The organism is Dawidia cretensis, from assembly GCF_018598175.1.
Taxonomy (GTDB): Bacteria; Bacteroidota; Bacteroidia; order Cytophagales; family Cyclobacteriaceae; genus Ohtaekwangia; species Ohtaekwangia cretensis.
On record NZ_JAHESE010000001.1, the window covers coordinates 536,519 to 550,944 of the forward strand.

Genomic DNA, 14,426 nt, shown 5'->3' on the forward strand with positions numbered 1-14,426 from the left:
ATGACAAAGCAATTCCTACTTGCCCTGGTGCTGATGGCGTGCATCCACCATGCACACACGCAGTCGCTCAACGACGAGTTGATCCAACTGGGAAAATTTTATAAGAGTTTCCATTTTGCGAATGCACCCTCCTCGGAAGCGGCACAGTTGGACGGGATCAAGCACCCCGAATTACAGACGGTAAAGAAGTTCATCGCAGAGGCGACACGCCAAAACAACAAGATCGCGGCCACGCCGTTCCTGACCAGGCCAGATTCTCTTACGCTTAAGCACCTGTTTACAATTCGTTCGATAAACTGGAACCTTCATAATGCAGAGGCAAAAGATAATGCGGAGGTGATCGACAGCCTGAATAAATTCCCCGCCAGCACGTACGAGCAGCTGGCAGCGTATTATGGGATGCTTTTCACATCGGTAGGAAATAAAAATAGACCGTTGAACATGTCGGACGCGAACTTCACCCTGAATACGTACGGGCTGAAAGACGACACGGAAAAGGGCATTTTGTTTCTGGAGGGAATGGATACGTTCGGCATGATGATCTGGGGATTCATGAATGTTGTTAAGCCGCCCAATTTTGACAGGGCCATGGGCGTAATAGAAGATTACCCGATGTTTAACAACCAGCCGTACTACCAGTTCCAGGATCTCAACTTTCCTGACTTCAAGCTGACGATCGATAAAAGGCGGGCCAAAGAGAGCTTTAAGAAGTACCAGCTTAACAAATACCTCAACACCTTATTGTATCATTCTTATTGTCTCGGACAGAAAAAGAAAACAAAAAAGGAGCAGCAGCAGGTTATGCTAGGCTCCATCATTAGCACGAGTCTTATTATAAATATTCGGATAATCCGGATGTCTTCAGAAACATATTTCAAAAGAGAGAGTATTAAACAAGAGTCCGTAAACTCATAAATCTTATGAGCAAATACTATTTTGAGACCCGGGAGTTTGGTGTGTCCGATCAAGGAATACACTTGCTGCGAAGCCGGTATAATTATAAGACTATCGATTTTAATCAGGTCGCAAAGATCACCATCGAACGAGGCAAAGAGCTAAACAATTGGATTGCTATTCTTGTGTTGGGAATAGCGCTTACGTCCTTCGCTCTGTATTATGCCGTGGGTATGTTTAATTTCCTTACTTATGGAATAAGCGGGAGGGTCTCCATCCAAGAGATTCTTGTTCCGGTTATCCCATTTCTCATGGGAGCCTATTGCCTGTATTCGTCCACCCGCAACGGCATCGTAATGCGTGTTCGTACGATAGAGGATACGCATGAACGCTTTCCTTTGAAGGAACTGGACCAGCGGCAGGAACTAACGCCGTTTCAGCAACTCCTGAAAGAAAAGGCCAGTACGAAGGTTACTGAAAATCTATAGATTCCTGACAGCCAGACTAAAGTTGCTGACATAAGGCTGTCACTTGCCCACACGTTCTTTCGGAAAATATCAACGCATTTATGGAGCCACTAAAAGAAATGTTCGGCAAAGCCTACTACCAAAACCTGGCGCGAGCGATTTCATCTGTACACAAACCATTCCCCGCAGCACCCTTCCTGAAGGAAGTCACTACAGGCCTGGAGCCTCTGTCGCTCAACGAACGAATGCGCCACACCTCGCGCGTACTGCAAAAATACCTTCCTGAAAAATACACCACGGCCGTCGGTATCATGAAAGAGGTCGTGCCGCTGTTAAACGCCGGCTACACCACGCTAGTCTTTCCGGACTTCGTCAGCCAGTTCGGCACCAAAGACCTCCGCACATCGTTGGACGCGCTCAAATACTTCACCCAATTCGGCTCATCTGAATTTGCCATCCGCACATTCTTCAAACAAGACCAGGAGAAGACACTCCGCGCCATGTATACCTGGTCGGAAGACGACAACGTACACGTGCGGCGACTGGCGTCGGAGGGAAGCCGGCCCCGGCTGCCCTGGTCATTTAAACTGGACGCTGTCATAAACAACCCAGCCCTCACAGCGCCGATTCTGGAAAACCTCAAGGCCGACGACGAGCTATACGTACGCAAATCCGTCGCCAACCACCTCAACGACATCACCAAAGACTCGCCCGACTATGTCATGAACCTGATCCAGTCGTGGGACAAAACCCACACGCACACCGCCTGGATCATCAAACGCGGCTGCCGCTCGCTGTTGAAACAAGGGCATGAAAAATCCATGGCAGTATTTGGCCTCACGGCCGACGTACGGGTAAAACTTAGCAAGCTGAAACTCGACAGCACAACCATACAATTAAACGACAACCTGCAATTCGCTTTTGAAATCACCTCCGAAAAAACGAAGGCACAAAAGCTGATGATCGACTATCGCATTCATTATGTTAAAAAGACAGGTGTACAATTGCCCAAGGTCTTTAAACTAAAGGAAATCGAGTTGGCGCCTGGCGAGACAATACACATCTCGAAAAAACAACGCTTCCAGGATTTTACCACCCGCACCTTGCATGCCGGCACGCACGTACTGGAAGTAATGGTAAACGGCAAGGTGGTACTAAGCAAAAAATTCGAGCTGGTGCGATAACGGCGTCTTGTCCATCTTCCGCGGGAAAAAGAATATAATTACCTTCGTCGCAAAGGCCGATAGCAAAACACTTTACCTCGCCACGCTTATGCAAGACGTACAGATCAGCACCGCGACATCCGCTCCGGCAATAGCGCAAAAACGCATGGACGCTAACATCGTCCGCTGGTTGGGTATTTTACTGGTGGCCACCGTCTGGACCAGTGCCGGCTTATTCGGTCTATACATCATCGCCTTCTACGCCCTGGCCCTGGTTGATGGCAACATGGTAAAGTGGAATGAGATTCTACCCGGACTATACGAAGAAGGCTCGCGTACAGCGACCACGGGCATCGGCCTGCATTTCGCCATGGGCGGCATCATCCTGATATTGGGGAGCATTCAATTGGTCGAAGCCTTGCGCGTACGGTACTCTGCATTTCATCGCTGGGTAGGCCGTATCTATGTTGTTGCTTCCTTACTGGCGGCGCTCGGTGGACTTACATTTATCTTTATCAAAGGTACGATTGGTGGCCTGGCGATGGACCTCGGCTTCGGCCTGTACGGCGTACTGATGTTGGTGGCAGGAGTAGAGACATACCGCCATGCAGTGTCGGGCCGTTATGAAGAGCACCGTGCCTGGGCGTTGCGGCTCTATGCGCTGGCCATCGGCTCGTGGTTATACCGCATGGACTATGGATTCTGGTTTATGTTAGCGGGTAAGATAGGGCACACGAGCGAATTTACCGGTATATTCGATCGCATCATGGCCTTCTCCTTTTACATTCCGAACCTACTGGTAGCCGAGGTTTTTATCCATCAACGAAAATATGTTGCCCCGGCCATTGTAAACATCCTATCAGCGATCCTGTTATTATTGATGACCGCCTTCCTGCTCACAGGTACCTATTTCTTCACCAAGTTCTATTGGGGACCAGCGATTATCGGTATGTTCGGATTCTGACGGGCTGAAATTCAGCATAAAAGAAGGTATCGCAGGATCCTAAGGAGTAAAAAATTCGTACAATAAGAAACCCAACGATAGGCCCCGCCGTTGCAAGCCAGATAACATCACGACGTTGGAAGACTTACTCAAGCTAGGATCCACAGCGCTTAAAAAGGCTGCACTGAACGAAGAGGCCAAAACCTATTTATTGGCCAATCCGGTTTTATTCGGACTCTTAAAAAAGGCAGCCCGCCGGTATACCGCTGGCGACACATTGACAGAAGCTGTCCCAATCGCCGCATCATTAAACCAGCAGGGCTTCCGTTGCTCCCTGGAATTTATCGGCGAAAGCACCCGCAATGAACGGGAAGCAAAAGAAGCGACAGACGAATTTCTACGCGTCTGCCGAACCATTCGCGAAAATAAGCTCAACGCCTCTGTATCGTTAGACTTGTCGCACATAGGCCTTGCCCTCTCGAACGACGTATGCTTTGCCAATCTCACACAACTAAGTCAGGAGGCTGCTGCCGCCAATACAGAGGTGATCATTAGCGCAGAAGGTACAGAACGCACCGATGCCGTGCTGGCCATGTATCAAAAGATCTCCGCGACGCATAAGAATGTGGGGATCACGGTACAAGCTTATCTGCACCGCACGTCCGACGACCTGAAACAGGTCCTTTCGTTGCCAGGACGCATCCGGATCGTAAAGGGAGCCTTTGAAACATCACCAGGCCTCTCGCTACCGCGTGGTAAAGAGCTCGACGAGACCTACCTGGCCTACGCAGAGCAATTACTATCTACAGGCCACCTATGCTCCATCGCAACCCATGACCCTTTTATACAGCAATCCGTCAAGCAACTCATCGGTAAACATCAGCCCGCACCTGCATCATATGAATTTGAAAGCCTGTACGGCATTCAAACCGCACAGCTCACCGCGCTGAAAGGGGAGGGCTATCCTACCAAGATGTACCTGGTCTACGGCCTGGAGTGGTATCTATATCTTTGCAACCGTATAGCAGAACATCCCTTGAACATTTTTCATGCACTAAATGATATGGTAGCCGAGTAGAGACAGTGCGGCGCGGTATCCGTCCATCAACCCGGCACCACTGCACCCGGCTTCTTTTTCAACACCAGTGCGCTGACCAATGCCACGATCAGACCGATCGGTAATACTTCCGCATAGGTGATAAGAACAACGAACAGAGGATTTTTATACATCTCTTTAAAGGTGTTCATCTCTGTGACTTTGTCCGCCAGTTCGGCAGCGGTAGCACCGCTGCGCTCAGCGTCTTTCATAACATGAATCGTATACTTATCCAGGTAGTCGGGAACAACCAGGTAATAATACGGCAGCCAAAAGACAACATAGATCGTTGCGCCCAGCAACGCAATCAACGCACCTGTCTTAAAGGCCTTGCCAAACGAGATGATCCCGCCAAGCTCTTTGTTGCGGTAGTTGCGCGTGCCAAAAAAGACCAGCGAGAACACAACGATCAGGGCGGCATAGCCCAGCGTGTCGTTGCTTTCAAACTCGGGATTGTTGTAACACATGTTGCACATGTACACCAGGTTCACCAATAAAATGGCGCCCAGGATGGAGCCGAAAATGACGACGTTACGTTTCATACAAATTTGGTTTTGATCTGGCCGTAAAACTAGGCCGCACAGGCTCGTTTCGCTTCATACTAAAGTACCGAAATGCGTTTTCAGACCAAAGTACCGGTGTGCCTAGGGGGTGATTCTCAAACGCTTAGCTTTCTCGATGGCCTTCGTCCGGCTGGTCACATCCATTTTTGCAAATAGATTGGACGCATGGGTTTTAATCGTGCTGAGCGAGAGGAACAATGCGGCGGCAATTTCCGTATTGCTGTACCCTTTCACCATCAGCTGTAACACTTCGTACTCCCGGGAAGTCAGGTTCAATTTTTCCAGTTCAACAACATCAACAGGTTCCTGCATGGCAACAGGTACCTCTTTCTCAATCACGACAGTGTGGACTTTGGGTTTAGAAAGCTGCAACGACACACCAATGCCTAGCACGGTAAAAAAGACGGCAATCAAGCCCACATAAATATCAATGGAGTTATCAACGATAAGAAAGCGCCACTGCAGCCACTTGAGCACAAACACCAGCACGGCCATGATCAGACCATAGAGAACGATGTACCGGTAACGGGTGAATATGTTTTTGAGGGCACTCATCCTTTCAAAGGTAGTGCCCCGGGTCGTTTGAATCAAGCTAAGGATGCTATCCTATATATACAGATCCTTCACATCCGCCTGCGCCACCTCCAGGAAAAACGCCGCCACCTTCTCCGTAGCAGCTTTAAAATAGCGTTGACCCTTATCAGCATTCGCCTGCCGCGGATCACCCACCCCCGTGTCTTTCGTCACCTGCGACCACTTACGCTCAGCCCAGGCCCATCCCTCGCGGATGCCGCTGATGCGGAACTTCTTGGCAGCTCCATCACCAGCCTCCGTCAGCGGGCTCACCAGGTGAGATTCCAGGTGCATGATCACACTTGTCTCCATCTCGCCACCGTGGTCGTCTTTGTGTTCAAAGAATGCTTTTTGATCCACAGCCTGCCACCAGTTGCAGCTGCATAAAAACATCTTCGGGTATTGCAGCCCCAGCTCGCGAATCATCGTACGAAAGTCGTTGCCGCCGTGACTATTCAGAATAACAAGCTTATAAATCCCCTGCCGGTTTAATACTTCAATGACATCACGCAACACCGCCAGTTGTGTGCTGGGGTTCATGTTCATATCGAGCTTAATATCGCTTTGCCCGGTATTAACGCCAAACGGTATGACCGGCAGCACCGTAAGCTTTGCACCCTGATCCCACGCAATCCGCGCCGCCTCCGCGGCCACCAGGCCCGCCTCGAGTATATCGGTACCATAAGGCAAATGATAATTGTGCGCCTCGCAGGCACCCCAGGGCAACACCGCTACCGTGTACGGTGTGGAAGCGACAGTCTTCCAGGTATTTTCGGCGAGGATGTACGGACGGGGTCCGGTAGGGGTGGTGCTCATGGTCTGTATACTTAAGATGGGATAGCGATACGATAGCGCTCACCGCGTTTTACGGTAAGCTTCTCCTGCCGTAGCCACGGGTTGTGACGCTTCAGTAATTTATAATTAATGCCCTGGCTGCGGGAAAAATCCACCAGGTCTTTGATCGTCTCGTTTACATCGACGTACCGCAGGGGCTCTTCATTGTATAGATGCTTCGGATGAATGCGGAAGCCATACTTCGCCGGGTTGTTGATGATCTCTTTAATAGCAATGATGCGGAAAACGTAGCGCGATGTTTCGTCGTTGAGGTATAGGTCGTAGTACGAGTTTTCATGTTGGTCTGCCATGGCGCGGGCCATGCCGCCCATGCCGCGGTTGTACGAGGCGGCCACCATGGTCCAGTTGCCGAATTTATGATACGCCGTACGCAGATACTTGCAGGCCGCTTCGGTAGCCTTCAGCGGATCGTAGCGCTCATCCACCTCGTTCGTAATTTCAAGGCCCAGCTCTTTACCGGAGGTTGAAAGAATCTGCCAGTAGCCCACGGCGTTGGCCGGCGACGTGACGTTGAGCAGGTTGCTTTCGATCAGCGGCAAATACTTAAAGTCTTCGGGAATATTGTATTTCTTCAGGATCTTCTCCATCTGCGGTAGCCAGCGATGGGCCCGTTTGATGAGGAAAATGGTATTACTGTGCAGATAACAGTTTATCTGCAACTCCTTGTCCAGACGCTCGCGCACATCGGGAATGTTGAGGGGCACGGATTCGTCGGCGAAGGAAATCTTTTCGGGAATGTCAAACGATACGGCGGGCACGCGCAGGAGGTCGTCAGCGCCGGTTTCGATCACGCCCTCGTCGGAAATCACTTCTTCCACGTCAGGTGCAACGGACCCCTGCCGACCCTCCTGGTAAATAATGTATCCGAACAAAATCACCAGGGTGGCAATGGAAATAAACGTGGCCGTGGTAAGGTCTTTCAACATAAATAGAGATATGTGGATCTTTGTGCCAGAAAAGTAGTCATTGCCAGGGACATGCGCAGGGCAAAAATTCTAAAAGATCATTCCCGTAATGCAAGCGCCAAATTTTCAATGACGGCGCTCAGGCCGCGACGGGTTTGCCAGTCGACAATATTTCCATCCGCGTCGATCTTGCTGCGAATAAACGGCACCAGCAGTGAGGCCCCTTCCGGCACGATGGCTGAAATGGCCGACAACGTCAGCAGCAGCGAAGCGTGACCGCTTTCGCCCCGGGTAGAGGCGGTGATGAGCCCAACAGGTTTGTTGACAAATTCTCCCGAAGAGATCGTCCAGTCGAGCGCATTTTTTAATGCACCGGGCACGCCAAAAGCATACTCGGGGGTGCAGATCAGTACCGCATCGGCGGCCTGTACCTGTTGTTTAAAATCTGCCACCGCAGCGGGTATCTCGTCGTTGTCGTCAAAGGCCGGCAAAGACGCGAGGCCGTGGTAGCGCGTGAAATGTAGAATGCCCTGGCCCAGGTTTTCGGCTGCCCGTAAAACGTGTGCGGTAGAGGAATTTTCGCGGAGACTTCCGGCGATCGTCAGGATATGGTAGGTGTCATTCATGCCGTGGATAGGGACAACAAACGTGAATGTCGCAAAGATGTTGGGCGCGACGTCTGCGTCATACTATTTTTTAAGTAATTTCGTTGTGGAGGTAACTCAAAAATACCAGGATAACGTATGCGGTTAAAGGCAATTTTTGCTGGATTATTAGTGGCCGGAGCCTACACGTCAGCGTTTGCCCAGGAGGGCAGCGCGCCCGAAGAACAGCGGTTTACGATCGACTCACCCGCCAGCCTCGACTTTAGCCAGGAAGAACAGACCGAAGAGCCTAAAAAGAAAAAGAAGAAAAAGAAAGTCTTCTACGGCATCAAAACCAAAAAAGGATTCACCCGCAAGGGTTTTGGCGACCGCACCACCTTCGAAACATTCTACTACATCAAAAGCTCCGAAAAGCCGCAGACGTTTGTTCGCGACATTTATTGGTACGACTTCACCCGCAAGGAAGTCCGCAAAACCTCGACGTTCGATCCTACCAAGGGGGTACTGCTGCACGGCCCGTATGAAAAACGTCAGGGCGAAGCGGTCCTCGTCAAAGGCATCTACTACAAAGGTCTGCGTCATGGCCGCTGGCTCACCTACAACCGCGACAGCGTCCTGACCGACAAAGAAAAATTCTACCGCGGCTGGCCGCGGGAATCAACGGTGACCTACTACGATCCCATGGAACGCAAGCGCATGAAAGAAATGACGCCGGTTGAATTTGGGGAAAAAGAAGGCTACTACTACCTCTTTCACGAAAATGGCACCCTGGCCGTACAGGGTGAATACCACTGGGACCAGCGCGTTGGCGACTGGACCGAGTTTTATGCCACCGGCAAGCGCAAAAAGATCGTCACCTATTCCAAAGAGCCATTCGACAAAGAAGTTAAGCCCTACATCAAAGTGGAATGGAACGAGAAGGGCAAAGAGATCTATCGTAACAACAAGATGGTGGCTAATTAATAGCGTCTTCAAAGTGGTCGATCGCAGGCTCAAAGCCTAGTTTCACGGCCACAACGTCAAACCGCACATGCCCGTGCCAGTTGGTGCTGTAGATATAATGCTCCGCCGCCCGGAAGATGTGCCGGGCCTTGAGGGCACTGACCGCCTGCTCAGGCTCGCCAAAGGCCGTAGAGCTGCGCGTTTTCACCTCGACAAAAATGATCCAGTTATCACGTTTTACAATCAGGTCGATTTCGGTATAGGAGGCGCGATAATTTCGAACCAATATCTGGTAGCCTTTCTTTTCCAGAAAGATTGCCGCCAGTTGCTCGCCGTGTTTGCCGATTTCCAGGTGTGTGGAAGTTTTCATAAACGGTTCTTTAGATAACGTTATTAATAGCAGAGTAGACAAATATACGCAGATAAGCGTCAACAGAACTTGTTTAGCCCTTCTTTCGTTATACCTTTATACTAACGTTTCACTTTTTAAACGCACCCGGTATGAAAGCTCCCATGAGTGACCTTGTACGAAGAATCCTTGCCGATCGCACGCTGTCCAAGCGGCTGATGATGGTGGTTCAGTCCGAACGGCGCAATCCCGACGACATCGAGGGGCGTACCATTACCGTAGACGGCCAAAAACTTACCCTCACCCGCGCTACCGCCATCAACTATACTTCCAGCAAGGAGTAACAGTAACGCTGAAGCATGAGTTTAGTATTCAGCTCGCTTTTCCTGTTTATTCTCATTTCGCCGGGCCTCATTTTCCGGTTTTCATATTTACAGGGCACCTACGCCAAGCTAACTTTCAAGGTCTCGGCAGTAGAAGAAATTTTCTGGGCCCTAATCCCCGCATTATTCTTACAGCTCGCCGCCATCTTGGTCGTCGATCATGTCACATCATATGAAGTTCGGCTGGAAGTAATCTATCAGCTGATCACCAGCAACGACGCCCTGGACTTTTTTGTGATCGAGCAAAGCCTGTTGCCTTTTCTGATATACATCACGCTGCTGCTTCTGGCGAGTGTCTTTTTTGGCGTTGTTGCCCGCCGCCTCGTGCGTCGCTATAGGCTTGATTTGCATACCAAGTTTCTGCGCTTTGGCAACGAGTGGCATTATTTATTCAGCGGCGAGGCATTCTATCTTTCCAAAAATATCAACCCATCCTCCATTGCCTTCATCCAGATCGATGTCGTAATGGGCTCCAGCGAAGGCGACATGATCTATAGCGGCATTCTGGAAGACTACTACTTGTCGCGCGACAACAACGGTCTGGATCGGCTCTATCTCACCAATGTATACCGCCGCCTGCTGAAAAACGACCTCGATGCCGATGCCCCCAACGTGGGCTTTCTGAACCGACATCTGGACGATCGTTATTATGCCATGCCCGGCGACTTGTTTGTTGTTACCTACGACGACATCAAGAACCTGAACGTAACCTACATGATTGAAATGACTGATACCGACCTGGAGGAGGCGAATGAAAGAGATGAACCCGGTACAAAATAAAAAAACGCGCTTTATAGACATTGGTCTGAAAGACTACCAGCAAGCCTGGGATTATCAGGCTTCACTGTTCGAACAAATCCTGGCGACCAAAACATCCAACCGCGACCTGCCTGCCGACGTGCAGCAGCTCACCGACAACTACCTCGTATTTTGCGAGCACCCGCACGTGTTCACCCTCGGTAAGAGCGGCCACGAAGAAAACCTGATTATTCCCAAAGAAGAGTTGTCAGACGTGCAGGCTACCTACTATCGCGTCAATCGCGGCGGCGATATCACCTATCACGGCCCGGGACAGATCGTCGGGTATCCCATCATCGACATGGAAAACTTCTTCACCGACATCCATCGCTACATGCGCTTTATGGAAGAAGCTGTTATCCAAACCTTGCGCGAATACAACATCGAAGCCGGCCGCAGTCCCGGGCAGACCGGTGTGTGGTTGGACCCCGAAGATTTCCTCCGGGCGCGTAAGATCTGTGCGCTGGGAGTGCGCACCAGCCGGTGGGTAACAATGCATGGATTTGCTTTTAATGTTAACCCGGACTTGCGATATTTCGGCTACATCGTGCCCTGCGGCATCCAGGACAAGGCTGTTACCTCCCTGGAGCAAGAGCTGGGCAAAAAAGTAGACCTCGAAGAGGTCAAGCAAATCCTCAAGGAAAAGATTCGGGCGCAATTTGACATGGAGTGGCTATGATGAAGGACATCGAAATACCGGAAGTAAAAAATGTAACACTGGCCGTGGCCCGTCAGCGTACAGAGGGGCAAGACGAGTGGCGTGTATACCTCATCAACAACAACGAGGTCCCGATTGAAAATACACTTGTGGCCAGCCAGGGCTATGGCGAAAAAGATGGCGAGCAGCAGCGCACCTCCGTGTTGCGCCATTTTCTCGACACCATCGCCGAGCATGCCGCCATACTGATCGAGCCCATTGACCCGTCCGTATTTCACCTGAACAACGAGTACTGGGTGAGCTACTACATAGGCCGGCAGATCTTTGACAAACGTTTTATCTTCGTGCCCGACGCCATTCGCGAAGAGAACATCTCCTTTATCAAGGAATTGGAAATGGAAGGCGTACTTCATTCCTGATCGGTTTCACCCGCACGCCACCATGTTACCAGAGCTTCGCGATATACTCTTCCTCGACATCGAAACGGTCTCTGCCGTAGAGGACTTCGGCTTGTTGGATGACCGTATCCAGTCGCTCTGGACGCGCAAAGCTACCAACCTTCGCCGCGACAGTGATTTGACGGATGGCGAGCTATACCTGGACCGTGCTGCGATCTTTGCCGAATTTGGTAAGATCATCTGCATTTGCGTGGGCAAGTTTGTAGATGGCGAAAACGGCGCATTGACGTTGCGCACCAAAGCCTACTCCGGCGACGACGAACACGCCCTGCTACTCGAATTCAAAACCATGCTCGAACGACTCAGCGTCTCGGAGCGGCTATGCGCCCACAACGGCAAAGAGTTCGACTTTCCCTACCTGTCACGGCGCATGCTCATCAACGGCATTCCGCTCCCCGGCCTGCTCGACCTGGCGGGCAAAAAGCCATGGGAAGTGCCGCACTACGACACCATGGACATGTGGAAGTTCGGCGACTACAAACACTTCACCTCGCTCGACTTGCTGGCAGCGGTGTTTAACATTCCCTCCAGTAAAGAAGGCGGCATTGACGGCAGCCAGGTAAACCGCGTGTACTATGTGGATAAAGACCTCGAGAAGATCAAAGACTACTGCCTGCGCGACGTAGCCGTATTGGCGCAGCTGTTTCTAAAGCTCCGCGGCATACCGCTGGAACAGGAGCTCATCGTGCAGGTATCCTGACACATCGCTAGGCGCGCTTGACGCGTCCGATTATGCCAGGGTAAAGGTCCGGCACAGGGTCGCTCGTAAACACTTCTTTCGTCTCGGTATTCATCATCGACAATACACCACTCCAGCCGGCGCCGGTGTCCATCAACCACACGTCACCGCCTTGTATAGGGTGCGGGTACCCTGTGCCAGTGTGACCAATATACACTTCATCAAAGCTGGTTAGCTTGCCGGGAACATCACGCGTAAAACGGTCCATGGCTTCTTTGGCCAGCGAGCGATCCCACAGGAACATATCCTCGTCCTGCCGGCGCAGCGGTAGGGTGGGGTCGATGCCCGCATGTACAAAAAGTTTGTTGTGGCGGAGGTAGTAAGGCAGGGCCTTGCGGAAGAGTGCACGGTGCGAATCGGGCACGCCATCGTCATACGACTGCAACGTAGCCAGGCCGCCCTGGTCATACCAGATGTCATTTATATGACCGGTAATCATCCACTGCCGCGTCCAGAAGTCATGGTTGCCTAAGATGAGCGTCAGGTGTTTGATGCGTAGCAACTCTTCCACACACGCGCGGGTTTCAGGCCAGCCGTCGCACACATCACCGAGACAGATCAGGTGATCGTGTTTATAATCAAATGCAGACCGGTCCAGGCACTGCCGCAATGCACGGTATGCCCCGTGCATGTCCCCCATCACAAATGTTTTGCCCATGACTCCTTTTACGTCCTTTGTTTGTAATCCATATGCCTAAGGGGATTACTTTTTCAATATTTACACTATTTTTGACAGGTTTAAATCAAAATACTTTGTATGGAATCCGTAGCCGTTGAAAAGCACGAAGCGCATAAGGAAAAGGTAAGAGAGGTCTATGCCGAAGTAGCCAAAGTGGTCGTGGGCCAGGAATACATGGTCAACCGGTTGATGATCGGTTTGTTTACCAACGGGCACATCCTGCTCGAAGGTGTACCGGGGCTCGCCAAGACCCTGACTGTAAGTACCCTCGCCCAGGTACTCCACCTGGACTTTCAACGCATTCAGTTTACGCCCGATCTGCTGCCGTCCGACCTCGTCGGTACGATGATCTATAATCAAAAAGACGGTAAGTTCGAGGTAAAGAAAGGCCCCATCTTTGCCAACCTCATCCTGGCCGACGAGATCAACCGCTCGCCCGCCAAGGTGCAGTCGGCATTGCTCGAAGCCATGCAGGAGAAACAGGTGACCATCGGCGAGACAACGTTCAAGCTAGACAAACCCTTCCTCGTACTGGCCACACAAAACCCAGTCGATCAGGAAGGTACCTACCCGCTGCCCGAAGCCCAGGTAGACCGCTTTATGATGAAGGTGCATATCGACTATCCTACCAAAGAGCAGGAAATCGAGATCATGCGCCGCATCTCCAACATGAAGTTCGACTACAAGGTCAACACCATGCTCACGAAAGAAGAGATCTTCTCCATCCGCGAGCAGATCAACCGCGTAAAGATGTCAGAATCGTTGGAGCGCTACATTGTCGAGCTGGTATACGCCACACGCAAGCCGCTGGACTATAAACTAACGGAGCAGGCCCAGTACATCCAGTTCGGGGCGTCACCACGTGCCAGTATCAACCTCAACCTGGCAGCCAAGGCCATAGCGTACATCGAAGGACGCGACTATGTGCTGCCCGAAGATATTAAAGAGGTAGCCATCGACGTAATGGGTCACCGCATCCTGTTGAACTACGAGGCGGAAGCCGACAATGTGCGCCCGGCAGACATCGTCCGTGCCATCCTGAACAAGATTCCGATCAACCATTAAGATAACATCCGGTGTCCCGGATTGGGAGCCCGACTCAACCCATTAGCAGGTAGGGTCGGGCTCTTTATTTAAACATTTAGTGTCCTCGCGGGAATTTTTCGACCCCACTAGATGTCATAAGCGGTAAAATATGGGGTTCGAGCCTACATTCCGAACGACATTTTGTTTCCTCTGCGGAAACTTTTAAGAAGTTCTATTACCTGCGGATTATGCAGATTAAAAAATCTTGTAAGAATTGTTAAGACCCCAAAACTGAACTCCTTGACAGTCACACGAAAGCGCAAAAAAGGT

General features: G+C 51.0%; 19 protein-coding genes. 12 read left to right on the forward strand and 7 right to left on the reverse strand.

All coding sequences use genetic code 11. From position 1 onward, the window contains the following. The 5 genes from KK062_RS02350 (at position 1) to KK062_RS02370 (ending at position 4,545) form a co-directional block, all read left to right on the forward strand. Positions 1-915, forward strand: coding sequence for a hypothetical protein (locus KK062_RS02350; protein WP_254082620.1), 915 nt, complete (start codon positions 1-3; stop codon positions 913-915). Between the two features lie 5 nt (positions 916-920). Further along, a complete protein-coding gene (locus tag KK062_RS02355) occupies positions 921-1,382 on the forward strand; it encodes a hypothetical protein (RefSeq protein WP_254082621.1) in 462 nt (153 codons plus the stop codon). 80 nt (positions 1,383-1,462) lie between these two features. Further along, on the forward strand, positions 1,463-2,545 hold the full coding sequence (locus KK062_RS02360) for a DNA alkylation repair protein (RefSeq protein WP_254082622.1): 1,083 nt from the start codon (positions 1,463-1,465) through the stop codon (positions 2,543-2,545). A gap of 88 nt (positions 2,546-2,633) precedes the next feature. Next, positions 2,634-3,488: a DUF2306 domain-containing protein gene (locus KK062_RS02365; RefSeq protein ID WP_254082623.1), complete on the forward strand. Its 855-nt coding sequence runs from the start codon at positions 2,634-2,636 to the stop codon at positions 3,486-3,488. Between the two features lie 115 nt (positions 3,489-3,603). Beyond that, the gene (locus tag KK062_RS02370) at positions 3,604-4,545 is read left to right on the forward strand and encodes a proline dehydrogenase family protein (protein WP_254082624.1); all 942 of its coding nucleotides are present in this window, start codon (positions 3,604-3,606) and stop codon (positions 4,543-4,545) included. A 26-nt stretch (positions 4,546-4,571) separates the two neighbouring features. Here KK062_RS02370 and KK062_RS02375 read toward each other — a convergent pair whose 3' ends face one another. The 5 genes from KK062_RS02375 to KK062_RS02395 all read right to left on the reverse strand — a co-directional run bounded on the left by KK062_RS02375 (position 4,572) and on the right by KK062_RS02395 (position 8,085). Beyond that, positions 4,572-5,105 (reverse strand): DUF4199 domain-containing protein, encoded by a 534-nt coding sequence (locus KK062_RS02375; protein ID WP_254082625.1) that lies wholly within the window; start codon positions 5,103-5,105, stop codon positions 4,572-4,574. A gap of 102 nt (positions 5,106-5,207) precedes the next feature. Beyond that, positions 5,208-5,681, reverse strand: coding sequence for a response regulator transcription factor (locus tag KK062_RS02380; protein ID WP_254082626.1), 474 nt, complete (start codon positions 5,679-5,681; stop codon positions 5,208-5,210). Between the two features lie 51 nt (positions 5,682-5,732). Beyond that, positions 5,733-6,515: a creatininase family protein gene (locus KK062_RS02385; RefSeq protein ID WP_254082627.1), complete on the reverse strand. Its 783-nt coding sequence runs from the start codon at positions 6,513-6,515 to the stop codon at positions 5,733-5,735. Between the two features lie 11 nt (positions 6,516-6,526). Further along, positions 6,527-7,480: a lytic transglycosylase domain-containing protein gene (locus tag KK062_RS02390; protein WP_254082628.1), complete on the reverse strand. Its 954-nt coding sequence runs from the start codon at positions 7,478-7,480 to the stop codon at positions 6,527-6,529. Positions 7,481-7,557: 77 nt separating this feature from the next. Next, positions 7,558-8,085, reverse strand: a complete 528-nt coding sequence (locus tag KK062_RS02395; protein WP_254082629.1) for an NADPH-dependent FMN reductase — start codon at positions 8,083-8,085, stop codon at positions 7,558-7,560. A 117-nt stretch (positions 8,086-8,202) separates the two neighbouring features. Between KK062_RS02395 and KK062_RS02400 the strand changes: the two genes are divergently transcribed. Further along, positions 8,203-9,027, forward strand: coding sequence for a toxin-antitoxin system YwqK family antitoxin (locus KK062_RS02400; protein ID WP_254082630.1), 825 nt, complete (start codon positions 8,203-8,205; stop codon positions 9,025-9,027). Here the strand turns inward: KK062_RS02400 and KK062_RS02405 are convergent. Then, a complete protein-coding gene (locus KK062_RS02405; protein WP_254082631.1) occupies positions 9,020-9,376 on the reverse strand; it encodes a YraN family protein in 357 nt (118 codons plus the stop codon). The genes KK062_RS02400 and KK062_RS02405 overlap by 8 nt on opposite strands. Positions 9,377-9,507: 131 nt before the next feature. Between KK062_RS02405 and KK062_RS02410 the strand changes: the two genes are divergently transcribed. The 5 genes from KK062_RS02410 to KK062_RS02430 are packed head-to-tail and all read left to right on the forward strand — an operon-like array spanning position 9,508 to position 12,352. After that, positions 9,508-9,699, forward strand: coding sequence for a hypothetical protein (locus tag KK062_RS02410; RefSeq protein WP_254082632.1), 192 nt, complete (start codon positions 9,508-9,510; stop codon positions 9,697-9,699). A 15-nt stretch (positions 9,700-9,714) separates the two neighbouring features. Continuing rightward, the gene (locus KK062_RS02415) at positions 9,715-10,518 is read left to right on the forward strand and encodes a hypothetical protein (RefSeq protein ID WP_254082633.1); all 804 of its coding nucleotides are present in this window, start codon (positions 9,715-9,717) and stop codon (positions 10,516-10,518) included. Further along, the gene (lipB, locus tag KK062_RS02420) at positions 10,499-11,215 is read left to right on the forward strand and encodes a lipoyl(octanoyl) transferase LipB (RefSeq protein WP_254082889.1); all 717 of its coding nucleotides are present in this window, start codon (positions 10,499-10,501) and stop codon (positions 11,213-11,215) included. The genes KK062_RS02415 and lipB overlap by 20 nt, the downstream gene beginning before the upstream one ends. Beyond that, a complete protein-coding gene (locus tag KK062_RS02425) occupies positions 11,212-11,613 on the forward strand; it encodes a hypothetical protein (protein ID WP_254082634.1) in 402 nt (133 codons plus the stop codon). The genes lipB and KK062_RS02425 overlap by 4 nt, the downstream gene beginning before the upstream one ends. 22 nt (positions 11,614-11,635) lie before the next feature. Then, positions 11,636-12,352 carry a 3'-5' exonuclease gene (locus tag KK062_RS02430; RefSeq protein WP_254082635.1) on the forward strand — a complete coding sequence of 239 codons (717 nt, stop codon included), beginning with the start codon at positions 11,636-11,638 and terminating at the stop codon, positions 12,350-12,352. Positions 12,353-12,359: 7 nt separating this feature from the next. On the opposite strand, the gene KK062_RS02435 is transcribed toward KK062_RS02430, so the two are convergent. Continuing rightward, a complete protein-coding gene (locus tag KK062_RS02435) occupies positions 12,360-13,049 on the reverse strand; it encodes a metallophosphoesterase (protein ID WP_254082636.1) in 690 nt (229 codons plus the stop codon). Between the two features lie 99 nt (positions 13,050-13,148). On the opposite strand from KK062_RS02435, the gene KK062_RS02440 reads away from it, so the two are divergent. After that, on the forward strand, positions 13,149-14,135 hold the full coding sequence (locus tag KK062_RS02440; protein WP_254082637.1) for an AAA family ATPase: 987 nt from the start codon (positions 13,149-13,151) through the stop codon (positions 14,133-14,135). Positions 14,136-14,426 lie beyond the last annotated feature (291 nt).